The sequence below is a fragment of the Micromonospora sp. NPDC003197 genome, assembly GCF_053590565.1.
The window spans coordinates 122,090-143,544 of record NZ_JBSFTE010000008.1 but is presented as its reverse complement, the minus strand read 5'-3'; the positions used below and the strand labels follow the sequence as shown (position 1 = coordinate 143,544).

Genomic DNA, 21,455 nt, shown 5'->3' with positions numbered 1-21,455 from the left:
TACTGCTGCGGTGCCCACGCCGCTGCGGCGCCCACGCCCTGCGGTTAGGAAGGGCCCCTTCCTATGCAAAAAGCGATAAGAAGGGGCCCTTCCTAACGAGAAGGCCGGGCGCCCACCGTCGACACCGCCACCGCCCCGGTCTCCCCGGCCCGCGCCAACGCCTCGGCCGGCGACGCCCCGGCCACCCAGGCGGCCAGCAGCCCGGCCGCGAACGCGTCGCCAGCCCCGGTCACGTCGACCACCGGCACCCGCCGCGCCGCCGCCCTGACCACCGACCCGGTCTGGCTGGCCCAGATCGCCCCGTCGGCCCCCCGCTTGACCACCGCGTTGCGGACCGCGCCGGCTAGCCACCGGGCCTGCGTCTCGGGCTCCTGTTCGCCGGCCAGGACGGTCGCCTCGTCGGAGTTGGCGAGCAGCAGGTCGACGTCGCGTACCCAGTCCAGGAAGGTCGCTGCCCCGACCTGCCGCAGCGGTGCCGCGGAGGCCGCGTCGACGCTGGTGGTCAGCCCGAGTTCGCGGGCGGCGGCCAGCGCGCGCAGGCCGGCGTCGCGGGACCCGGCGTCCAACAGGGTGTACGCGGACAGGTGCAGGTGCCGGGCGTCGGTTACCCCGGCCAGCGCGGCGTCCACGTCCGCCCCGGTCAGCCGCAGGTTCGCTCCCCGCTCGGTGACCATGGTCCGTTCGCCGTCATGGGCGAGGACGATCACTGTGCCGGTGGGGGTCTCCGGGTACTGCCGTACCGCGCAGTGCACCCCGAGGTCGTTGAGTTCCGATAGCCGGGCCCGGCCGGCGTCGTCCGCGCCGACCGCCCCGACCAGGGTCACCGTGCCGCCCAGCCAGCCGAGCCAGGCGGCGGTGTTGGCGGCTTGGCCGCCCCCGGTGGACCGGATGGCCGCCGCCGTGTCCGAGCCGGTGGCCAGCGGCCCGGTCAGCACCGCGAGTACGTCGGTGATGACGTCACCAACGGTGACGATCCGCGGCGACGCGGTCACCAGGCGGTGAGGCTGGGACGCGCTGCGACGGCGACCGCGATCTGGGCGGCCAGCGCGGCGTTGCGCAGGATGATCCGGACGTTTACGGCGAGGCTGGCACCTTCGGTGGCGGAGTGGAAGTGGGACAGCAGGAACGGCGTGACCGCCTTGCCGGTGACCCCCTCGCGTTCCAGCAGGGCCAGGCCCTCGGTCAGCGTCCGGTCGTGCAGCGCCGGGTCGAGTTGCTCGTCGACCGGCAGCGGGTTGGCCACGATCACGCCACCGGAGTGGGCGCCGTGCGCCGCTTGGGCGGCCAGTACCGCGGCCACCTGCTCGGGGGAGTCCACGGACCAGTCGAGGTCGAAGCCGCCGTCGGTGATGAAGAAGCCGGGGAAGCGGTGGGTGCGGTAGCCGAGGACGGTCACCCCGAGGGTTTCCATCCGTTCCAGGGTGGCTCCCACGTCGAGGATCGACTTGACCCCGGCGCAGACCACGGCGATGGGCGTACGGGCCAGGGTGGTCAGGTCGGCCGACTCGTCGAAGGTCTGGCTGGCCTCCCGGTGCACCCCGCCGAGCCCCCCGGTGGCGAAGACCCCGATTCCGGCGGCGGCGGCTACCGCGCTGGTGGCGGCTACCGTGGTCGCCCCGTCCGCGCCGGTCGCGGCGGCTGCCGCGAGGTCACGTACGGAGAGCTTGGCCACCCCGTCGGTGCTGGCCAGTCGGGTCAGTTGGGCGTCGTCGAGGCCGACCACCAGATCGCCGCCGACCATGCCGATGGTCGCCGGTACGGCTCCGCCGGCCCGTACCGCCTGTTCGATCTCCCGCGCGACCCGCAGGTTGTCGGGCCGGGGCAAGCCGTGGGAAACGATCGTGCTCTCCAGCGCCACGACGGGTCGCCCGTCGCGTCGCGCGTCGGCTACCTCGGCGCCGTACCGGATGTGGAAGTCGGTCACGTCTGACACGGTACGGCCCGCAGGTGGGCGGGGGTGCGGTGGACCGTGCGCTAGTGACCTGCCAAACTGGATGACCGGAGGTGTAGACGTGAGCACACAGGTTCTTGAGCGTCCGGAGCAGAAGGACGCCGACACCGGGCCGGAAATGTTTCATTATGTCCGGAAAGAGAAGATCGCCGAAAGTGCGGTCATGGGCACGTTCGTGATCGCCCTCTGCGGCGAGACGTTCCCCGTCACGAAGGCGGCCAAGCCCGGCTCACCCGTCTGCCCCAAGTGCAAGGAGATCTACGACTCGATGAAGGGCTGAGCCCGTGCGGGCCCCGCGAGTCGCTGCGTAGCCTTCGGCGGTGACCACCTCCACCGCCCTGCTCCTGGCCGACCTGGCCGGTGTCGCCGTCTTCGCCGCCTCGGGCGCCTCGGCCGGGGTGGCCAAGCGACTCGACCTCTTCGGCGTGATCTTCGTCGGGTTCGTCGCCGCGCTCGGTGGTGGGATCTTCCGAGACCTTGCCATCAACGAGGTGCCGCCCCTGGCCTTCGCCGACTGGCGATACGCCACTACCGCCGTGGTCACCTCCGCAGCCGTGTTCTGGCTACACCCGCAACTGGCCCGGCTGCGGACCACCGTACTGGTCCTGGACGCGGCGGGACTGGGTCTGTTCACCGTCGCCGGCACGCTCAAGGCGCTCTCGGCCGACGTGCCGCCCGTCGGTGCCTGCCTGATCGGGATGCTCACCGGCATCGGTGGTGGCCTCGGTCGGGATTTGCTCACCGGGGAGATTCCGGTGGTGTTACGACGAGAGATCTACGCGGTGGCGGCGCTCGTCGGGGCGGTTGCGGTGGCCGCCGTGGACTACGCCGGCGTCACCGGACCGGTCCCGCTGGTCGGGGCGGCGGTGTTGGTCTTCGTCGTACGTCTGGTCGCCCTACGCCGAAGTTGGTCGGCCCCGGTGGCCAACCTCCGTGAGTCAGCTTCGGTTCCGGACGGTTGGCGGGTACCCCGCCCGGGCAAGAGGCGCGGGAAGACGCTGCCGACCGGCGTAGCGGAGCGCTCGACCGATGCCCAGCTCTCCCGGTGGCACCGGCGACGGCCGCCCGGCTGACCGGTGACCAGCTGGATGACCTGGTAGTTCCCCCGGGCGACGCACCGGGCGACCTGCGGGGCGCTGGTGTCGGCTGGGGTCGAAGGCGACTCCTGGTTATGCTGGGACGGCCTTCGCCGGCCACCGGTCGCGGAGGCGTTTTCGTGGACCTGGTGACCGGTCCGGTCAGCGGTGAGGGTCGTGCTTGTGCGAGCTTCCGAACCGGCTGCCGCCAGTCCGCCGTGATCGTCGCCCTTCGGGCTGAGGAGGAGAGTTCGCATGGCCGCCTCGCCACCGTCGATAGATTCCTTCCCGGCGCTGCGGGCGTGGCAGCGTAAGGCCCTGGTCGAATACCTGCGCCGCCGCTCCGACGACTTCCTGGCCGTCGCCACCCCCGGCGCCGGCAAGACCACCTTCGCCCTACGCATCGCCGCCGAGCTGCTGGTCGACGGCACGATCGAGGCGGTCACCGTCGTTGCGCCCACCGAGCACCTCAAGACGCAGTGGGCACAGGCGGCGGCCCGGGTGGGCATCCAACTCGACTCGGCGTTCCGCAACTCCGACCTGCACTCGTCGGCCGACTTCCACGGCGCGGTGCTCACCTACGCCCAGGTCGGAATGGCCCCGCACGTGCACCGGCGGCGCACCATGACCCGGCGCACCCTGGTCATCCTCGATGAGATCCACCACGCCGGTGACTCGCGTACCTGGGGTGACGGGGTCCGGGACGCGTTTGAGCCGGCCGTACGGCGGCTGATGCTGACTGGGACGCCGTTCCGGTCCGACGACAACCCGATTCCGTTCGTGGAGTACGAGCGGGGCCAGGACGGCCTCCAGCGTTCCCGCGCCGACTCGGTGTACGGCTACTCCCACGCGCTACGCGACGGTGTCGTTCGCCCAGTGATCTTTCTCGCCTACTCGGGGGAGACCCGGTGGCGGACCAGTGCCGGCGACGAACTAGCGGCTCGGCTGGGCGAGCCGATGACCCAGGATCTGATCGGGCAGGCGTGGCGGACCGCGCTGGACCCGGCAGGGGACTGGATGCCCCAGGTGCTCCGGGCCGCCGACGCGCGGCTACAGGTGCTGCGCTCGGGTGGGATGCCCGATGCCGGTGGCCTGATCATCGCCAGTGACCAGCAGGCTGCCCGGGCCTACGCCCGGTTGATCGAGCGGGTGACCGGGGAGAAGGCCGTCGTGGTGCTCTCCGACGACGATGGTGCCTCGGCCCGGATCGCCGCCTTCGCTGCCTCCGAGCAGCGCTGGCTGGTGGCGGTCCGGATGGTCTCCGAGGGCGTCGACATTCCTCGGCTCGCCGTCGGTGTGTATGCCACCAGCGCCTCGACGCCGCTCTACTTCGCGCAGGCGATCGGTCGCTTCGTCCGGGCCCGACGGCCCGGCGAGACCGCGTCGGTCTTCGTGCCCAGCGTGCCGCACCTGCTCGGGCTGGCCAGCGAGCTGGAGGCGGAACGCGACCACGTACTCGGGGCGGCGAAGAAGCGGGAGGGGTTCGACGACGACCTGCTGGAGCGGGCGCAACGCAACGAGCAGGCGAGCGGGGAGCTGGAGAAGCGGTTCGAGGCACTGTCCGCCACCGCCGAACTGGACCAGGTCATCTTCGACGGCACCTCCTTCGGGACGGCCGCCCAGGCGGGCACCCCGGAGGAGGAGGAATACCTGGGCCTGCCGGGCCTGCTGACCGCCGATCAGGTGGCGTTGCTGCTCAACAAGCGGCAAGCGGAGCAGTTGGCGGCCCAGCGGCGGCGGAGGAACAACGAGTCGGCACCGCCAGCGCCCCGCGAGCCGGCTGCCCCCCGTAGCGCTGCGGAGCGGCGGGTGGCGCTGCGGCGGCAGCTCAACACCCTCGTCGCGGCCCGGCACCACAGCACCGGCTTGCCGCACGGCAAGATCCACGCTGAGCTGCGCCGGTTGTGTGGTGGTCCGCCCAGCGCTCAGGCCACCATCGAGCAGCTCGAGGAACGGATTGCCACCGTACAGAGCCTCTGAGGCCGTACGGCCGGCTGGGCGCTGAATGGGCTGCCTGGGCGGTTTACCTGGTAGTTGCTGGTACGGACATAGTTGACCGGAGGCACCCAAGTGGGTACCTCCGGTCAACTATGTCTATCTTTAGTTCGCCATCAGATCGGCGCCACGCCAGCTGAACTCCGGGTCGGTCGCGTACCGTACGGTGATCTTCACCAGATCCTCGGCGTACTTGTTCGCGTGGTGCCCACAGAACACCAGCTCGCTCCCACCCGCCAGAGTGATCCGGAGCTTGCCAGCAGCATTGCAGCGGTCGCACCGTTCATCGGCGGCTGGGGGAGCCACCGTCTCGGGCGGCGGCGTGAGGGTCGGGGTCATCGCCTTCCTCCTCGGGTCGTCACCGATGAACACTTTCTTCGGTCATTGCTCACCTATCGTGCAACACCCCGGCGGGGTGCGGCCTTCCCAGTGTGCCCTCGGGGGACCGAGGTCACACATGGTAGGCACAGTGTGCCGTGCACCCAGGGTGCCACGTCAACGATCGCCGGTGCGAAACCGGCCGATCACCATCAGCAGTTGTACACCTGGTGATCAAAGTGGCACAACTGGTTGACCAAACGGATCAGTCCAGGTAATCCCTCAGCACCTGCGACCGGGACGGGTGGCGCAGCTTCGACATCGTCTTCGACTCGATCTGCCGGATCCGTTCCCGGGTCACGCCGTATACCTGGCCGATCTCGTCCAGCGTACGGGGCTGGCCGTCGGTGAGCCCGAAGCGGAGGCGTACCACGCCCGCCTCACGCTCGGACAGGGTCTGGAGCACCTGCTGGAGCTGGTCCTGCAGGAGCGAGAAGGAGACCGCGTCGACCGCGACCACAGCCTCGGAGTCCTCGATGAAATCACCCAGCTGGCTGTCGCCCTCGTCACCGATGGTCTGGTCGAGTGAGATCGGCTCCCGGGCGTACTGCTGGATTTCCAGCACCTTCTCCGGCGTGATGTCCATCTCCTTGGCCAGCTCCTCCGGGGTGGGCTCGCGGCCCAGGTCCTGGAGCAGCTCGCGCTGGATTCGGCCCAGCTTGTTGATCACTTCGACCATGTGCACCGGGATGCGGATGGTGCGGGCCTGGTCGGCCATGGCGCGGGTGATGGCCTGGCGGATCCACCAGGTGGCGTAGGTGGAGAACTTGTAGCCCTTGGTGTAGTCGAACTTTTCGACGGCGCGGATGAGGCCGAGGTTGCCCTCCTGGATGAGGTCGAGGAAGGCCATGCCCCGCCCGGTGTAGCGCTTGGCCAGCGAGACCACCAGCCGCAGGTTCGCCTCCAGCAGGTGGTTCTTGGCCCGTTCGCCATCCCGCGAGATCCAGCCCAGGTCCCGGACCATCTCCCGGACCAGCTTCTCCTCGCCCTCGTCGGCAGCGCGCAACCGCTCGGCGGCGTAGAGCCCGGCCTCGATCCGCTTGGCCAGCTCGACCTCCTGCTCGGCGTTGAGCAGCGGGACCTTGCCGATCTGCTTGAGGTAGGCCCGGACCGAGTCGGCCGACGCGGTCAGCTCAGCATCCCGACGGGCCTGCTTGAGCGCCTCGGACTCCTCGTCGTCCCATTCGAAGTCGGTGCCGCCGGCCTCGGCCGCCTGCGTCAGCTCGGCCGGCTCTTCGACGACGACGTCCTCGATCTCGGCGGCAAGCTCCTCCGGATCGATGTCCCCGTCGACGCCGGGCTCCCCGCTCTTGGCCTTGGTGGCCTTCGTCGCCTTGGCGGGGCCGGTGCCCGGAGCAGCGGACTTGGCGCGGGTGGCCTTCGCGGGGGCCTTGGCGGCCGCCTCGGTGGACTTCGCGCCCACCCCAGCGGTCGCGCTGGCCTTCCGCGGTGCGGCCTTGCGGGCCGGAACCGCCTCGTCCCCGCCCGATGCCTGCTTCGGGGCCGGGGGGGAGGCCTTCTTGGTGGTCTTGGCGGTGGTCGCGCGGGATGCTGGCGTGGCCGATCGTGCGGCCGCGACCCGGCGGCGAGTGCTTGCCGAGCCGTCGACGACGACGGTGACACCCGCGTCCGAGAGCGCGCGCAGGATCTTCTTGGCCTGGGCCGGAGTCACCTCAGCGGTCTCGACCGTGCGTGCAAGCTCGGCCGAGGTGAGCTGGCCGCCAGCGTTCTGCGCGTGGGCGATCAGAGTGTCGGTGAGCGAGCGTACGTCGACGCCGGCGTGGCGGGGTTCTGTCACGAATGACCTTCCGGAGGCGATGAGCGAGCACGGCCGTGATCGGCCAGCGCAGCGCTAGGCGTCGTGCCGGGCCGATGTGGTTGAGGACCCTCGTGTCGCGGGCCGGCCGGTCGTCGGCGGTCCGTGGCGCGTGGGTAGGCGTGAATTGTAACGCCGTCTGCGGCGATCATCCCCCGCCGCACGCCAGAGAGGCGGCCAGGGCCGCCGACTCGAAGCGAATCTGGACTTTGTAAGGATGATACTCGCGCCCGGCTCGTCATGCCGTAGGCGTGCGGGAAGGGGACGACATGCTGGGCACCGGGCCGACACCGGCCGAACTGCTGGAAGTCGCACTGGGGGTGGCGCGTGACGCGGCCGACACTGCGCGGTCGATGCGGGCCGAGGGGGTCTCCGGGGTAACCACGAAGAGCACCAAGACCGACGTGGTCACAGCGGCGGACCGGGCGGTGGAGCGTCAGGTCGTGGCGGCCCTGCGGGCAGCCCGCCCGCAGGACACCGTCCTTGGCGAGGAGTACGGCGACTCCGGCGGCTCCGACCAGCCCGCCGCCCCAGGTGCGGTGCGGTGGATCGTGGACCCCATCGATGGCACCGTCAACTATCTCTACGGTCTACCCCAGTACGCGATTTCCTTGGCGGCGGAGATCGACGGCGTGGTGGTCGCCGGGGTGGTTCGGAACGCGGCGACCGGAGCCGAATGGACCGCCACCCGGGGCGGCGGGGCATTCCGTGCCGGTCAGCGGTTGCGGTGCTCCACCGAGACAGATCTTGGACAGGCCCTGATCGCCACCGGGTTCGGCTACGACGCGGGCCGGCGGGCCCATCAGGCGGCGGTACTGGCTCGGCTGATTCCGCAGGTTCGGGACATTCGCCGCTTCGGTGCCGCAGCGCTCGACCTGTGCCTGGCCGCCGAGGGGGCGGTCGACGCGTACTACGAGAAGGGGTTGGCCGCCTGGGACCTTGCCGCAGGCGGGCTGATCGCTGCTGAGGCCGGGCTGCAGGTCGCCGGTCTGGCCGGTGCCCCACCCGGTCCCGCCCTGGTCATCGCTGCCCCACCAGCGCTCTTCGAGCCGTTGCACGACCGGCTGGCGGAGTTGGATGCCGCTGGTGGGCCGTGAGCCGGCCGGCGGAGTTGGGTGCCGCTGGTGGGGCCGTGAGCCGGCCGGGCCGAGTCTGATGGATCATGACCTGGTCGGCCCGGGGGATCGCGTCGTGGCGACCCCCCGGCTGACTGGCTAGCTCACTTGTCCTTGGGAGCGGCGCAGGTGCCCGCCGGCAGTTCCGGCCGGCCGCCGATCTCACCCAACGACTGGTTGACCTCGGTCGTGGTGGCCAGCTGCTGGAACCGGCCGCCGATCACCACGTCCACCACGTCGTCCTCGCGCTTCGGGTCGAACTGCAGCGTCGCCTCGTTGAGGAAGTAGGCACGCAGCAGATGTCCCGAACCGACACCCTTGGGGCCGTACCGCAGCACCGCGACCGCATCCACGGGCTTTTCATTACCGGACTTCAGCACCTGGAACTTGCGGTTGCGGAAATCATCGGCGACGCTGCCCGCCAGCCCTGGTTCGTCGGTCGCGTTGTAGACGTTGACCTTGACGTCCTGGGCCATCCTCAGTTCGACGTCGACCAGAACGTACCCGTCCGGGCACCCCTCTGCCCCGGCTCGTCCGCTCTGGGTGTCCCGCACGAGTGCGACCACGACGAAGACCAGGGCGAGCACCACCAGTGCGCCGACGACAACGAGCGCTCGCACGCGCGCAAAGCTCATATTCGGGGGCTCCCCATGCAGTGTGATGGTTGGCTGCCGGGGGCGGGGTACGCCCGCCTGTGCCGGCTACCACGTATGCCGCTGAGGCTAGCGGGTGCCGGTTCGTTGTGTGGAAACCACCGATGGTGCCGGCGCGCCGACAGCGATCGGCTTACTCCTGCCCCTATCTTCGTGTCGCCTGAGTCACATTGGGAACAACTCCGCGCGCTCGGGCGTACAACCATGCCACGAGGGCGGTATACATGCCCTGCCCGAGGGGGGTAAGGTACCGCGCTCGCCGGGGGAGGTTCTCTGGCGGATGTGACCCGGCTGAAACAGGTCGGGGTGCAGGTCCGGAAAAAAGAAGGCCGGCCAGCGGAACCGAAACAGTGTCGTCCGGCGTTACAACCGGAAGCGACTATATCGATATGGGAGAGTGAAACCGATGGCCACCGACTACGACGCCCCGCGTCGCGACGAGGTCGACCTCGGCGAGGACAGCCTGGAAGAGCTCAAGGCACGGCGGGTCGACTCACAGTCCGGCGCCGTGGACGTCGACGAGGCCGAGGTGGCCGAGAGCTTTGAGCTACCGGGCGCCGACCTGGCCGATGAGGAGCTCACGGTAAAGGTGCTGCCGATGCAGTCGGACGAGTTCCGCTGCGGACGTTGCTTCCTCGTACATCATCGCAGTCAGCTCGCTACTGAGCGTAATGGCGATCTGATTTGTCGTGAGTGCGCCTGATTCTTAGTGGGGGGCTCGTGCGGCGGCCTCAACGGTGGAGGTCGCCGCAACCGACTCGGCATGCGCGGGGGGTGTCGAGCTGCTTGACTTGATTCAGGCAGCTCGATGCTGGACGGCGCGATCCGGCAGCCTCGACGTGCTCCGGAGCGATTCGTGCTGGAGGTCAACCATGAATGGGCCCGATGGGAAGCCGGAGACCCCACCCGCGGTGTCGACTGGGGTCGACGGGGACCTAGGCGCGACCGTCGTCGCTCTCAGTGACGGTGAGCTGGGGCAGGCCCAACGGCGGCGGCTGTTGCATGACCTGATCGGTCAGGTGCGTGGCCGTGGGCTGGGTGACCTGTTCAAGCCAAAGGCAGCCATCCGCTGGCTCGTCGACACGGTGAGCGACATCGTGCCGCACATCCCGATCCGGGACCGAGAGACGTTACGTCGGCACTTCGACGGCCTCGACGACGACGCGCTCGCCGAGCGGCTGATCCGCAACGCCGCCCGGGCCACCGCCGGAATCGGTGCCGCCAGTGGCGGGGTGGCAGCGGTGAAATGGGCGGCCACCCCGGCTCTGCTGTCGGCGCCGGTGCTGTTGGCCGCTGAGACGGTGGCGGTAGTCGCGATCGAGATCAAGCTAGTCGGCGAACTGCACGAGGTCTACGGCGTACGCTTCCCGGGCAGCGGCACCCAGCGTGCTGCCAGCATGATCCACTCTTGGGCGAGTCAACGTGGGATCAACCCGATGGTGCCCGGGGTCGGGGTGGGCACCGTGCTCGGAACGGCGGCCCGCAACGAGCTGCGGGAGACCCTGCTGCGCCGGTTCGGTCGGAACCTGACCACGTTGGGGCCATTCCTCACCGGTGCGGCCGTCGCGAGTTACCTCAACCGTCGCGCGACCCGGAAGCTGGGCGACCAGATCCGTACGGAACTGCGCGGTCGCTCCGGCATCGAGGCCGCCGGTCCGCCCGGCATCATCGGTGCAGTCGGCGTGATCGGTGCGGCCGGCGTCACCGGGCCAGGTGGGGCGACCATCGGGCAGGTCGTCAACGACCGCTGAGCGGCGTCCGGGCCCGCCAGAACGCGGGCCCGGTGCGGGCTAATGGACGTGGGATCCGGCGGCGTCTCGGGTGGTCAGGCGGCGTCTCGGGCGGCGAGGATCGCTGCGGCCAACTGGACCGGGTTGCGCGAACTGACCACCCAGTACGGCGTGGGATCGGCGGGGTCGTCGAGGACCACCTGTACGGCACCAGGCACCCACGGGCGCTGTACGACGAATGCCAGCGGATCGGCACCCACCCCCAGCACCTCGCGCCGTCCGTTCGCGTCCAACGCGATGGCGTCGGCGACGAACCGGACCGGCAGCCGGGCATCGTCGACCAGAAGCTCACCGTCCTGTACGGCGACCCTGATCCGACCGAGCCACCACAGGCCGATTCCGGTCAGCGGCAGCAGGATCGTGAACGGCAGCCAGGCTCGCAGCCCAGGCGCACCCATCCAGATCTCCGCCGCCATGAAGGCGGCGAAGCCGATCCCAAGCAGCCATGCCCACCAGGGCAGACGTAGCCGTTCGGCGTACCCGGAGGTGGCCGGTGTGGTCGAAACTACGGTGGACTGAGAGCGGGACGGTGTCACCCTCCGAGGGTACGGCGCGGCGCGGTGGTCGTACCCGGCAGGATGGGGACGACCACCGAATTCCCGGATGGAAGTAGGAGACCGTGACTCACGACGTGCCTGTGTCCGTACGGCAGCTGGACCCGGATCTGCCGCTGCCGGCGTACGCCCACCCGGGTGACGCTGGGGCCGATCTGGTGTCCGCCGAGGATGTGGAGCTTCCACCGGGTGCTCGGATGCTGGTCCGCACGGGTGTGGCGATCGCGCTACCGGACGGGTTCGTGGGGCTGGTGCACCCGCGATCCGGACTCGCCGCGCGATTGGGCGTGACGGTGCTCAACGCCCCCGGTACGGTCGACGCCGGCTACCGTGGCGAGATCCTGGTCAACCTGATAAACCATGATCGGGTCGACGCGGCGAAGATCTCCCGTGGTGATCGGATCGCCCAACTGGTGGTGCAGCGGGTGGAGCGGGCCCGGTTCCATGTCGTCGACGAGCTGCCCGACTCCTCTCGGGGCGTCGGCGGACACGGATCGACCGGTGGGCACGCGGACCTGCTCACGCCACGTGGCGCGAGCGACAAGAGCTGAGATACGGAAGGCGGGCAAAGTGATCTTCTCCCGAGGACGCCGTGACTCCGGGCGGCAGGCCCGGTCGGGGCAGCCGGACATCGATTCGGTGGCCCACGACGACGAGGTCGGGGCGGAGTCTGCCGGGCGCGGCCCGTACGACGTCACCGAGTCGGCACCCGACGTGCAGCGGCTCGATCTGGGCAGCCTGCGGATACCGGCGGTGGGGGGAGTGGAGGTTCGGGTCCAGGCCGACCCCGACGGCGTGATCCAGCAGGTCGTGCTGGTGCACGGGGAGAGCGCCCTGCAACTGGGGGTCTTCGCCGCTCCCCGATCAGAGGGGATCTGGGACGAGGTACGCGACGAGATTCGTACGTCCCTGACGAAGGAAGGCGCCGTCACGCAGGAGACCGACGGCGAGTACGGCGTCGAACTGTTGGCCCGGGTCAACACCCCGGACGGCCCGACCGAACTGCGGTTCGTCGGTGTGGACGGGCCCCGCTGGATGGTGCGCGGGGTGTACCAGGGCGCAGCGGCGAGCAGTTCGGCGGCGGCAGGCCCGCTCGGTGAGTGTCTGGCCGGCCTGGTGGTCGATCGGGGCAACGAGGCGAAGCCGGTGCGGGAGCCGCTGCCACTGCGGCTGCCCCGGGAGATGGCCCAGCAGGCCGCTCCGGCTGCTGAGGAGGAACCGACCGCTGCTCCGGTCAACGGCATGGTCTCCGGACATCAGACCCCGCATCGTGACAAACCATCACCGCGTCCGCGTGGCGCGATCTGATTCCGTACCCCCGTCCACGGCCGGCCCCGCAGGTGCCACTGCGCGGAGCCGGCCGTTCGGCGTACGCTTTCGGCACGGTCCCACCGGGGCCGGGCCGGATCGGGCGCGCCGGCAGTTGCGGGTCGCGCCAGGCAGTTGCGGGGCGCGGCGACACTTGCGGGTCGCGCCAGGCAGTTGCGGGTCGCGCCAGCAAGGGTGGGTCGCGCCGGGAAAGGGTGACACCGAGGTCATGGCGACCGACGAGGCTCGGGTGTCGCTGCGGCGGATGCTGCAGCGACTGACCGCGAGCGAGGCCGAGATCGAGGCGCAGGAGCTGCGGCGGGAGAGCGCCGAGTCCGGCGGCACGCCGGCCGGGCAGTGTCAGCGGGGTCAGGTGGTGTCGATCTCCGGGCGGCTCCGCACGGTGGTCTACACGCCGCGTACCAATCTGCCCACGCTGGAGGCCGACCTCTACGACGGCAGTGACGTGGTGACGCTGGTCTGGCTCGGCCGGCGGCACATCGCCGGCATCGAGCCGGGGCGGCAACTGACCGCTCGGGGCCGAGTGGCGGTGCGGGACGACCGTAAGGTCATCTACAACCCGTACTACGAGCTGGAGATGCCCCGGTGACGGCGCCGACGGCCCACCGACCCGCATTCAGCCACCAGGTTTTCGGCCGCCGCATGGTGGGGGAGACGACCAGCGCAGGGGAGAGGTGCAGATGACGACCGGACAGCATCGGGACGCCGAGGTCGACGCCGATCCGAAGGACGAGGCACCGCTACCTACCATCGCCGAGCAGGTCGCCGAGCAGTTGGGCGGCTGGCGCGGGCTGGCCGAGTCGAGTATCCCAGTAGCCGTCTTCGTGCTGGTCAACATTCTGACCGAGCTGCGCCCGGCGCTCATCGCGTCGGTCACCGTCGCGGTGGGGATCGCCGTAGTACGGCTGATCCAGCGCCGGCCCATTCGGCACGCGATCAATGGCCTGTTCGGTATCGGCGTCGGTGCGGTGATCGCCTGGAAGACCGGCAGCGAGAAGGACTTCCACCTACCCGGCATCCTCTACGGCATCGGCTACGGACTAGCCCTGCTGGGTTCGGCCGCGATCCGTCAGCCGCTGGTCGGTTGGCTCTGGTCGGTGCTCATGGCCGGTGGCAGCTCGCACTGGCGGCAGGATCCCCGGCTGGTCCGCACCTTCACCTGGCTCACCGTCCTGTGGGGCGTGGTCTGGCTGGCCAAGGTCGGGGTGCAGGCGGGCCTCTACCTGGCGGACATGGATACGGCGTTGGGCATTGCCCGGTTGGCACTGGGCTATCCGCCGTACGCCCTGCTGCTGGCGATCACCGGTTGGACGGTGCGCCGAGTCACCCGGACGATGCCCACCCCGCTTGCCGGCTGAGGCGTAGCCGTTCAGCCGGCGTTGTTGCGGGTGCGTTCGACACTGTCGGCACCCAGGATGACGGTGCGAACCGCGTCCTCGGTTTCCGCCGTACAAACGAAGATCAGCTCGTCGCCGACCTCCAGTGGATCGTCCGGGCTCGGTACCAGTACCCGCTTGCCCCGCAGGATGGCCACCAGGGCGGCATCCCTGGGCAGCGGTACGGCGTGGATGGGGTGCCCGACGTAGGGCGCGGACGGCGGCAGGGTGATCTCGACGAGGTTGGCCTCGCCCTGTCGGAAGGTCATCAGCCGGACCAGGTCGCCGACGGTGACCGCCTCCTCGACCAGCGCCGCCATCACCCGGGGTGTGCTGACCGCCACGTCGACACCCCACTGATCAGTGAAGAGCCACTCGTTCTCGGCCCGGTTGACCCGGGCAACCACCCGGGGGACGGCGAACTCGGTCTTGGCCAGCAACGAGACGACCAGGTTCGCCTTGTCGTCACCGGTGGCGGCCACCACCACGTCACAACTGGCGAGGTCGGCCTCCTCCAGGCTGGTCAGCTCGCATGCGTCGGCGAGCACCCACTCGGCGGCCGGTACGCGGTCCGGGCGCAACATCTTCGGCTGGCGCTCGATGAGCATCACCTGGTGGCCGTTCTCGATCAGTTCCTGGGCGATTGATCGCCCGACGTTGCCCGCCCCCGCGATGGCGACCCGCATGGTCACCGTCCCCCTTCCGGCGGCGCGCTCGCCACCGACGTAACCGGCCCGGCGATGTCATCGGTGACCAGCATGAATACCTGGTCGCCCTCCTGGATGACGGTGGACGCCGTGGGTAGCGTGCCGATGCCGAACCGCATCAGGTATGCCGTCCGCGCGCCGGTCGTCTCCTCCAGCAGCCGTAGCGGTCGACCGATCCAGTCGTCATGCATGGGAACCTCGATGATCGACACCGTGCTGGTGGGATCTCGGAAGATCTCCACGTTGCCCTCGGGCACCAGGTGCCGGACCATTCGGTCGGCGGTCCAGCGGACGGTGGCCACGGTCGGGATGCCGAGCCGCTCGTAGACCTGCGCCCGCCGCTGGTCGTAGATGCGGGCCACCACCCGGGCCACACCGAACGTCTCCCGGGCGAGCCGGGCCGAGATGATGTTGGAGTTGTCACCGCTGGACACAGCGGCGAAGGCGTCGGCGCGTTCGATGCCGGCCTGCCGGAGGACCTCGCCGTCGAAGCCGATGCCGGTGACGGTGAGCCCACCGAAGTCGGCTCCGAGCCGGCGGAACGAGTCCGCGTCCTGGTCGATGACGGCGACCGTGTGCCCTCGGGACTCCAGGCTGTGGGCGAGCGTCGAGCCGACCCGGCCACAACCCATGATCACGATGTGCACGGTGCTCCTCCCGCAGACCGCGTGCCCCATCCGTTCCCGGTGGGCTTCCACCAAGAGCGTGCCACGCCGCCGCTCGGCGTGACGACCGACCGTACCGGCAGTCCGCCACGGGCAGCCGTCCGGCACCCCGGAACGCGTCACACCGGTCTGGCCGGTGCTCCCGGCCGGTGTGTCGCCGCTGGCCCGGTACCCGTTGCCGCCGCCCCCGGTACCCATCGGCGGCGCGGCCGTGGCGGTCGTACGCTTAGCGGTTGTGGCCAGTCCCACCTCCCTGCTGAAGAGGCTGCTTGTCGGGCGACCGTTCCGGTCCGACCGGCTCAAGCACACCCTCCTGCCGAAGCGCATCGCGTTGCCGGTCTTCGCTTCCGACGCGCTGTCCAGCGTGGCGTACGCGCCGGACGAGATTCTGCTGACCCTGTCGATTGCGGGCGCCTCGGCCTTCGTCTTCTCGCCCTGGGTTGCCCTGGCGGTCGTCGTGGTCATGCTGACCGTGGTGGCGAGCTACCGGCAGAACGTGCACGCCTACCCCTCCGGTGGCGGTGACTACGAGGTGGCCACGGTCAACCTCGGGCCGAAGTTCGGGGTGGGGGTGGCCAGCGCCCTGATGGTGGACTACGTGTTGACCGTCGCGGTGTCGATCTCCTCCGGGGTGGCCAACCTCGGCTCGGTGGTGCCGTTCGTGGCCACCCACAAGGTGGGCATCGCTGTTCTGGCGGTCATCGTCCTGACCGCGGTCAACCTGCGCGGCCTGAAGGAGTCCGGCACCGCGTTCGCCATCCCGACCTACGGCTTCATGATCGTGATCATCGGCATGATCCTGACCGGGCTGGTCCGGGTCTTCGTGCTCGGCCACGACCTCCAGGCACCCAGCGCCGGGCTGGAGATCCGGGCCGAGCACAGCGTCACCGGTTTCGCACTGGTCTTCCTGCTGCTGCGGGCGTTCTCCTCGGGCAGCGCCGCACTGACCGGTGTGGAGGCCATCTCCAACGGCGTACCGGCGTTCAAGGCACCGAAGAGCCGCAACGCCGCCGCCACCCTGTTGATGCTCGGCATGATCGCGATCACCATGCTGCTCGGCATCGTCTGGCTGGCCCGGCTGACCAGGCTGCAGTTCGTCGAGGACCCGGCGTGGCAGATCGTCTCCGGCCCGCCCGGCTATGTGCAGAAGACCGTCACCACCCAGCTCGGTGAGGCGGTCTTCGGCTCCGGCTCGGTGCTGCTCTTCGTGGTCGCCGGAATGACCGCGCTGATCCTCTTCCTGGCCGCCAACACCGCCTTCAACGGGTTCCCGGTGCTCGGCTCGATCCTGGCGCAGGACCGCTACCTGCCCCGCCAACTGCACACCCGGGGCGACCGGCTGGCCTTCTCCAACGGGATCGTCCTGCTGGCCCTCTTCGCGGTGGTGTTGATCGTCGCCTTCCAGGCCGAGGTGACCAAGCTCATCCAGCTCTACATCGTCGGGGTGTTCGTTTCCTTCACGCTCTCCCAGGCCGGCATGATCCGGCACTGGAACCGGCTGCTGCGTACCGAGCGGGACCCGTTGGCGCGACGCCGAATGTTCCGGTCCCGGGCGATCAACACCTTCGGCATGGTGCTCACCGGCGCGGTCCTGATCATCGTGCTGGTCACCAAGTTCCTGCTCGGTGCGTGGATCGCGATCGTCGCGATGGCGGTCATCTTCCTGCTCATGCTCGGTATCCGCCGGCACTACGACACTGTCGCCGCAGAACTGGCACCGGCCGACGGGCGGCCGGTGCTGCCCGCCCGCAACCACGCGATCGTGCTGGTCAGCAAGGTGCACCAGCCGACCCTGCGGGCGTTGGCCTACGCCCAGGCCACCCGACCGGACAGCTTGACCGCGGTGACCGTCAACGTCGACGAGTCGGAGACCCGGGCGTTGCAGAAGGAATGGGAGCGGCGCGGGATACCAGTGCCGCTGACGGTCGTCGACTCGCCGTATCGGGAGATCACCCGGCCGATCCTCAACTTTGTTGCGCGGACCCGTCGGGACGCACCCCGGGACGTGGTCACGGTCTTCGTTCCCGAGTACGTCGTCGGACGGTGGTGGGAGAACTTGCTGCACAACCAGAGTGCCTTGCGGCTCAAGACCCGGCTGCTGTTCGAGCCGGGCGTGATGGTGACCAGTGTGCCCTGGCAGCTGGCCTCCACCGCGAACAAGAACCTGGACCGGTTCGACGCCACACTCAGCCAGGGCCCGGCCCGGGGACCACGCAGCGCGAGCCTGGGCGGACAGCTCGCGGGCCCGACCCCGCCGCCGGCTCCGACCGGTGTGGCCACTGGCGGCGGCCAGTCGAGTTCCAGTACAGAGGGAGACGAACGATGACCGAGCGGTACGAGGCCGACCGGGTCGAGCTGACCGTCGACGCGGTGGCCCCCGGCGGGCACTGCGTGGCCCGGCTGGATGGTCAGGTCGTCTTCGTCCGGCACGCGTTGCCCGGGGAACGGGTCGTGGCCGAGATCACCGAGGTGCATCGGGGCTATTTGCGGGCGGACGCGGTGGAGATCCTTGCCGCCAGCCCCGATCGGGTCACCCCGCCCTGTCCGTACGCCGGCCCGAACCGGTGCGGTGGCTGCGACCTTCAGCACGTCGCGCCCGCCGCCCAGCGGGAGTGGAAGGAAACCGTCGTACGTGAGCAGTTGCGCCGCCTCGGCGGTCTTTCGGCGAACGAGGTGGACCAGCTCGGCGTACGGGTCGAGGCGTTGCCCGGCGGAATGACCGGCTGGCGGTCCCGGGTCCGGTACGCGGTGGACGCCGCCGGCCGGGCCGGCCTGCTCAAGCATCGTTCGCACGAGGTCGTCCCGGTCGACCGGTGCCTGATCGCCCACCCCGCGATCCAGGAATTGCCGGTGTTGGCGGCCAGCGGTCAGCGCTGGCCGTCGGCGGACGCGGTGGAGGCGGTCGCCTCCACCGGCGGGGACGTTGTGGTGAGCGAGATCGCCGCCGGAGTCACCGGGTTCGGCGACCTGCTCGGCGACGGTGGTGACTTCGGTGACACCGCCGGTGCCGCCGGTGGCGGTCCTCGGAGAGCCGGCAGCGGCACTCGGGAAGCCAGCGGCGGCTCTCGGGGGGTCGGTGGCGGGTTCGAGACACCGGTCGACGCGGAGAGCGCCGTGGTCCGGGAATTGGCCGCCGGCCGGGAGTGGACGATCCCGGCGGAGGCGTTCTGGCAGGTGCACCCAGCCGCCGCCGACACTCTCGTGGCGGCGGTGCTGGAACTTCTCAAGCCGGTGGCCGGAGAGTCGGCCTGGGACCTCTACGGCGGGGCGGGACTCTTCGCCGGGGCGCTCGCCGAGCGGGTCGGCCCGACCGGTCGGGTCACCCTGGTCGAGGCGGCGGCGCTGGGCGTGTCCGCCGCCCGGGACAACCTGCGGGACCTGCCCCAGGTGGAGGTGGTGTCAGCGAAGGTGGAGACGGCGCTGGCCCGTCGTCGGGTCATCGGCCCGGTCGACCTGGTGGTGCTTGATCCGCCGCGGACCGGGGCGGGTGGCCCGGTGGCTCGGGCGGTGGCCGCCTCCGGTGCCCGGGCGGTGGCGTACGTGGCCTGTGATCCGGCGGCGTTCGCCCGGGACGTCCGCACCTTCCGGGAGGCCGGGTGGCGCCTTACCGAGCTGCGCGGATACGACCTGTTCCCGATGACCCAGCACGTGGAGCTGGTCGGGCTGCTGGTCCCGTAGCCGGTCGAGCCGACCGTGGTGCCCCGCCCTGCTAACGGGCGGGGCGAGGAGACTCGGTCAGCAGCAATAAAGCTCGGCTACGGTACTGGTTGTGGGCGCGCTGGCCTGCGCCGCGCCGACCCCGGTGATGGCCGCAGCGGCGACCAGGGCCAATACAGCCACGAAACGGGCGATCTTGTTCGAAAGTCGGGACATCGAACTACTCCTCTCACGAAGCGGCAGGTGCTGGTCGATGCGTTCGACCAACTTCAGTGGAACAGGGCTGCCGTCGGTGAGGAAGCTCGATGGTTGTTCGGAACAGTTCCGTACAGGTCAGCGGTCCGGAGTTGGGGAAGATTGGTGAAGACGATCTCGGCTCGGGCTGCATGACCGGCCGGGGCCGATAGACTCTCCCGTCATGAGTGTTGAAGAGGGTTCGGCCAACCACGGCCGACTGCTGACCACGGTCCGCGGTCCCCAGGACGTCAAGCGGATGTCCGCCGAGGAGTTGGACGTCCTCGCCGCCGAGATCCGGGACTTCCTGGTCGCCAAGGTGTCCCGCACCGGTGGGCACCTCGGGCCCAACCTCGGAGTGGTCGAGTTGACCCTCGCGATGCACCGGGTCTTCGACTCGCCCAGGGACCGCTTTCTGTTCGATACCGGACACCAGGCGTACGTGCACAAGATGCTGACCGGGCGGCTGGACGGATTCGACAAGCTCCGCCAGCGCGGTGGCCTCTCCGGCTACCCGAGCCAGGCCGAGAGCGAACACGACATCATCGAGAACTCGCACGCCTCGACCGCCCTCTCCTACGCCGACGGGCTGGCCAAGGCGTACGCCCTACGCGGTGAGCAGCGCAGCGTCGTCGCTGTCGTCGGCGACGGGGCCCTGACCGGCGGCATGTGCTGGGAGGCGCTCAACAACATCGCCGCCGCCCGTAATCCGTTGGTCATCGTGGTCAACGACAACGGTCGGTCGTACGCGCCGACCATCGGGGGCCTGGCCGACCACCTGTCGAACCTGCGCCTCAACCCCGGCTACGAGAAGATCCTCGACACGGTCAAGGACGCCCTCGGGTCGACGCCGCTGGTCGGCAAGCCGATGTACGAGGTGCTGCACGCCGTCAAGAAGGGCATCAAGGACGTAGTCGCCCCGCAGGCGATGTTCGAGGACCTGGGCATCAAGTACGTCGGTCCGGTCGACGGCCACGACCAGGCCGCCATCGAGTCGGCACTACGGGCGGCGAAGAACTTCGGCGGTCCGGTCATCGTGCACGCGGTGACCCGCAAGGGCTACGGCTACCGCCCGGCCGAGGAGGACGAGGCGGACTGCCTGCACGGCCCGGGCAGCGCCTTCGACGTCGAGACCGGCAAGCTGCTCGCCGCGCCGTCGGTGAAGTGGACGCACATATTCTCCGACGAGCTGGTGGCGATCGCCGACGAGCGGCCCGATGTGGTGGGGATCACCGCCGCGATGGCCGAGCCGACCGGTATCGCCGCGCTGGCCCGCAAGTATCCGAACCGGGTCTACGACGTCGGCATCGCCGAGCAGCATGCCGCGACGTCGGCGGCCGGGCTCGCGCTGGGCGGTCTGCATCCGGTGGTGGCGGTCTACGCGACCTTCCTCAACCGCGCCTTCGACCAGGTACTGCTCGACATCGCGATGCACAAGCTGCCGGTGACCTTCGTGCTGGACCGGGCGGGGATCACCGGACCGGATGGGCCAAGCCACTACGGCATCTGGGACATGTCGGTCTTCGGGGTCGTGCCCGGGCTGCGGATCGCCGCCCCCCGGGACACCGCCACGCTGCGCGAGGAGTTGCGCGAGGCGGTCGCCGTCGACGACGGGCCGACCATCCTGCGCTTCCCCACCGGTTCGGTCGCCAAGGACCTGCCCGCCGTCCGCCGGGTGGGCCAGGTCGACGTACTCGCCGAGTCGGACCGTAACGACGTGCTGCTGGTGGCGGTCGGCGCGTTCGCCCAGCTCGGTGTCGAGGTGGCCGCCCGGGTCGCCGAACACGGCTACGGCGTGACCGTGGTCGACCCGCGCTGGGTGCGGCCGATCGCCGACGAACTGGTCGAGCTGGCCGGCACGCACCGGCTCGTGGTCACCGTCGAGGACGGCGTACGCGCCGGCGGAGTCGGTGACGCGCTGGCCAAGGCGATGCGCGACGCCGACCTGCACGTTCCGATGCGGGACCTGGGCGTGCCCTCGGTCTGGCAGCCGCACGGCACCCGGGCCCAGATCCTGGGTGACCTCGGGCTGACCGCCCAGGACGTGGCCCGGGACGTCACCGGTTGGCTCTCCCGCCTCGACGAGAAGAGCGAGCCGGTACCGGTCTCGGTCAACGGCAACGGGAGCCGACGCACCGCTGGGCGCGGCTGAGCCCCGT

Annotated in this window: 22 protein-coding genes; 13 read left to right on the top strand and 9 right to left on the bottom strand. The window is 70.0% G+C overall.

The window, feature by feature from the left end; all coding sequences use genetic code 11:
* Positions 1–92: 92 nt before the first annotated feature.
* Both ACWDV4_RS11610 and ACWDV4_RS11605 read right to left on the bottom strand, forming a co-directional pair.
* Positions 93–992, bottom strand: a complete 900-nt coding sequence (locus ACWDV4_RS11610; RefSeq protein ID WP_449977012.1) for a carbohydrate kinase family protein — start codon at positions 990–992, stop codon at positions 93–95.
* Entirely contained in the window at positions 989–1,924 is a 936-nt protein-coding gene (locus tag ACWDV4_RS11605; RefSeq protein WP_449977010.1) for a pseudouridine-5'-phosphate glycosidase, read from the bottom strand. The genes ACWDV4_RS11610 and ACWDV4_RS11605 overlap by 4 nt, the downstream gene beginning before the upstream one ends.
* 70 nt (positions 1,925–1,994) lie before the next feature.
* Here ACWDV4_RS11605 and ACWDV4_RS11600 point away from each other — a divergent pair, with 70 nt between their 5' ends.
* The 3 genes from ACWDV4_RS11600 to ACWDV4_RS11590 all read left to right on the top strand — a co-directional run bounded on the left by ACWDV4_RS11600 (position 1,995) and on the right by ACWDV4_RS11590 (position 5,007).
* Positions 1,995–2,231, top strand: a complete 237-nt coding sequence (locus tag ACWDV4_RS11600) for a DUF3039 domain-containing protein (RefSeq protein ID WP_449977007.1) — start codon at positions 1,995–1,997, stop codon at positions 2,229–2,231.
* Positions 2,232–2,271: 40 nt separating this feature from the next.
* Positions 2,272–3,024: a trimeric intracellular cation channel family protein gene (locus tag ACWDV4_RS11595; RefSeq protein ID WP_449977004.1), complete on the top strand. Its 753-nt coding sequence runs from the start codon at positions 2,272–2,274 to the stop codon at positions 3,022–3,024.
* A 258-nt stretch (positions 3,025–3,282) separates the two neighbouring features.
* Positions 3,283–5,007, top strand: coding sequence for a DEAD/DEAH box helicase (locus ACWDV4_RS11590; RefSeq protein WP_449977002.1), 1,725 nt, complete (start codon positions 3,283–3,285; stop codon positions 5,005–5,007).
* Between the two features lie 120 nt (positions 5,008–5,127).
* Here ACWDV4_RS11590 and ACWDV4_RS11585 read toward each other — a convergent pair whose 3' ends face one another.
* Positions 5,128–5,361, bottom strand: a complete 234-nt coding sequence (locus ACWDV4_RS11585; RefSeq protein ID WP_036374862.1) for a DUF7455 domain-containing protein — start codon at positions 5,359–5,361, stop codon at positions 5,128–5,130.
* 244 nt (positions 5,362–5,605) lie between these two features.
* On the bottom strand, positions 5,606–7,198 hold the full coding sequence (locus ACWDV4_RS11580; protein ID WP_449976999.1) for an RNA polymerase sigma factor: 1,593 nt from the start codon (positions 7,196–7,198) through the stop codon (positions 5,606–5,608).
* A gap of 287 nt (positions 7,199–7,485) precedes the next feature.
* Between ACWDV4_RS11580 and ACWDV4_RS11575 the strand changes: the two genes are divergently transcribed.
* On the top strand, positions 7,486–8,313 hold the full coding sequence (locus ACWDV4_RS11575) for an inositol monophosphatase family protein (protein WP_449977212.1): 828 nt from the start codon (positions 7,486–7,488) through the stop codon (positions 8,311–8,313).
* A gap of 122 nt (positions 8,314–8,435) precedes the next feature.
* Here the strand turns inward: ACWDV4_RS11575 and ACWDV4_RS11570 are convergent, their stop codons facing one another.
* Positions 8,436–8,951, bottom strand: a complete 516-nt coding sequence (locus tag ACWDV4_RS11570; protein WP_449976998.1) for a LytR C-terminal domain-containing protein — start codon at positions 8,949–8,951, stop codon at positions 8,436–8,438.
* A 439-nt stretch (positions 8,952–9,390) separates the two neighbouring features.
* Here ACWDV4_RS11570 and ACWDV4_RS11565 point away from each other — a divergent pair, with 439 nt between their 5' ends.
* Positions 9,391–9,687 carry a DUF4193 domain-containing protein gene (locus ACWDV4_RS11565; protein WP_449976996.1) on the top strand — a complete coding sequence of 99 codons (297 nt, stop codon included), beginning with the start codon at positions 9,391–9,393 and terminating at the stop codon, positions 9,685–9,687.
* A gap of 169 nt (positions 9,688–9,856) precedes the next feature.
* Positions 9,857–10,735 carry a hypothetical protein gene (locus ACWDV4_RS11560; RefSeq protein ID WP_449976993.1) on the top strand — a complete coding sequence of 293 codons (879 nt, stop codon included), beginning with the start codon at positions 9,857–9,859 and terminating at the stop codon, positions 10,733–10,735.
* A 74-nt stretch (positions 10,736–10,809) separates the two neighbouring features.
* Here ACWDV4_RS11560 and ACWDV4_RS11555 read toward each other — a convergent pair whose 3' ends face one another.
* Positions 10,810–11,310 (bottom strand): DUF3093 domain-containing protein, encoded by a 501-nt coding sequence (locus tag ACWDV4_RS11555; protein ID WP_449976991.1) that lies wholly within the window; start codon positions 11,308–11,310, stop codon positions 10,810–10,812.
* 83 nt (positions 11,311–11,393) lie between these two features.
* Between ACWDV4_RS11555 and dut the strand changes: the two genes are divergently transcribed.
* The 4 genes from dut (at position 11,394) to ACWDV4_RS11535 (ending at position 14,015) form a co-directional block, all read left to right on the top strand.
* A complete protein-coding gene (dut, locus tag ACWDV4_RS11550) occupies positions 11,394–11,879 on the top strand; it encodes a dUTP diphosphatase (protein ID WP_449976989.1) in 486 nt (161 codons plus the stop codon).
* Positions 11,880–11,958: 79 nt separating this feature from the next.
* Entirely contained in the window at positions 11,959–12,636 is a 678-nt protein-coding gene (locus ACWDV4_RS11545) for a DUF3710 domain-containing protein (RefSeq protein WP_449977209.1), read from the top strand.
* Between the two features lie 229 nt (positions 12,637–12,865).
* Positions 12,866–13,246, top strand: a complete 381-nt coding sequence (locus ACWDV4_RS11540) for an OB-fold nucleic acid binding domain-containing protein (RefSeq protein ID WP_449976986.1) — start codon at positions 12,866–12,868, stop codon at positions 13,244–13,246.
* A 91-nt stretch (positions 13,247–13,337) separates the two neighbouring features.
* Complete coding sequence (locus ACWDV4_RS11535) at positions 13,338–14,015, top strand: DUF3159 domain-containing protein (RefSeq protein WP_449976984.1); 678 nt, start codon at positions 13,338–13,340, stop codon at positions 14,013–14,015.
* Between the two features lie 11 nt (positions 14,016–14,026).
* On the opposite strand, the gene ACWDV4_RS11530 is transcribed toward ACWDV4_RS11535, so the two are convergent.
* Positions 14,027–14,719 carry a potassium channel family protein gene (locus tag ACWDV4_RS11530; RefSeq protein ID WP_449976982.1) on the bottom strand — a complete coding sequence of 231 codons (693 nt, stop codon included), beginning with the start codon at positions 14,717–14,719 and terminating at the stop codon, positions 14,027–14,029.
* A gap of 2 nt (positions 14,720–14,721) precedes the next feature.
* The gene (locus ACWDV4_RS11525) at positions 14,722–15,387 is read right to left on the bottom strand and encodes a potassium channel family protein (protein WP_449977206.1); all 666 of its coding nucleotides are present in this window, start codon (positions 15,385–15,387) and stop codon (positions 14,722–14,724) included.
* Positions 15,388–15,640: 253 nt separating this feature from the next.
* On the opposite strand from ACWDV4_RS11525, the gene ACWDV4_RS11520 reads away from it, so the two are divergent.
* A complete protein-coding gene (locus ACWDV4_RS11520) occupies positions 15,641–17,731 on the top strand; it encodes an APC family permease (protein ID WP_449976979.1) in 2,091 nt (696 codons plus the stop codon).
* The gene (locus ACWDV4_RS11515) at positions 17,728–19,083 is read left to right on the top strand and encodes a class I SAM-dependent RNA methyltransferase (RefSeq protein WP_449976976.1); all 1,356 of its coding nucleotides are present in this window, start codon (positions 17,728–17,730) and stop codon (positions 19,081–19,083) included. The genes ACWDV4_RS11520 and ACWDV4_RS11515 overlap by 4 nt, the downstream gene beginning before the upstream one ends.
* 57 nt (positions 19,084–19,140) lie before the next feature.
* Here ACWDV4_RS11515 and ACWDV4_RS11510 read toward each other — a convergent pair whose 3' ends face one another.
* The gene (locus tag ACWDV4_RS11510; protein WP_449976974.1) at positions 19,141–19,278 is read right to left on the bottom strand and encodes a hypothetical protein; all 138 of its coding nucleotides are present in this window, start codon (positions 19,276–19,278) and stop codon (positions 19,141–19,143) included.
* A 202-nt stretch (positions 19,279–19,480) separates the two neighbouring features.
* On the opposite strand from ACWDV4_RS11510, the gene dxs reads away from it, so the two are divergent.
* Entirely contained in the window at positions 19,481–21,448 is a 1,968-nt protein-coding gene (gene dxs, locus ACWDV4_RS11505; protein ID WP_449976972.1) for a 1-deoxy-D-xylulose-5-phosphate synthase, read from the top strand.
* The last annotated feature ends 7 nt before the right edge of the window (positions 21,449–21,455 follow it).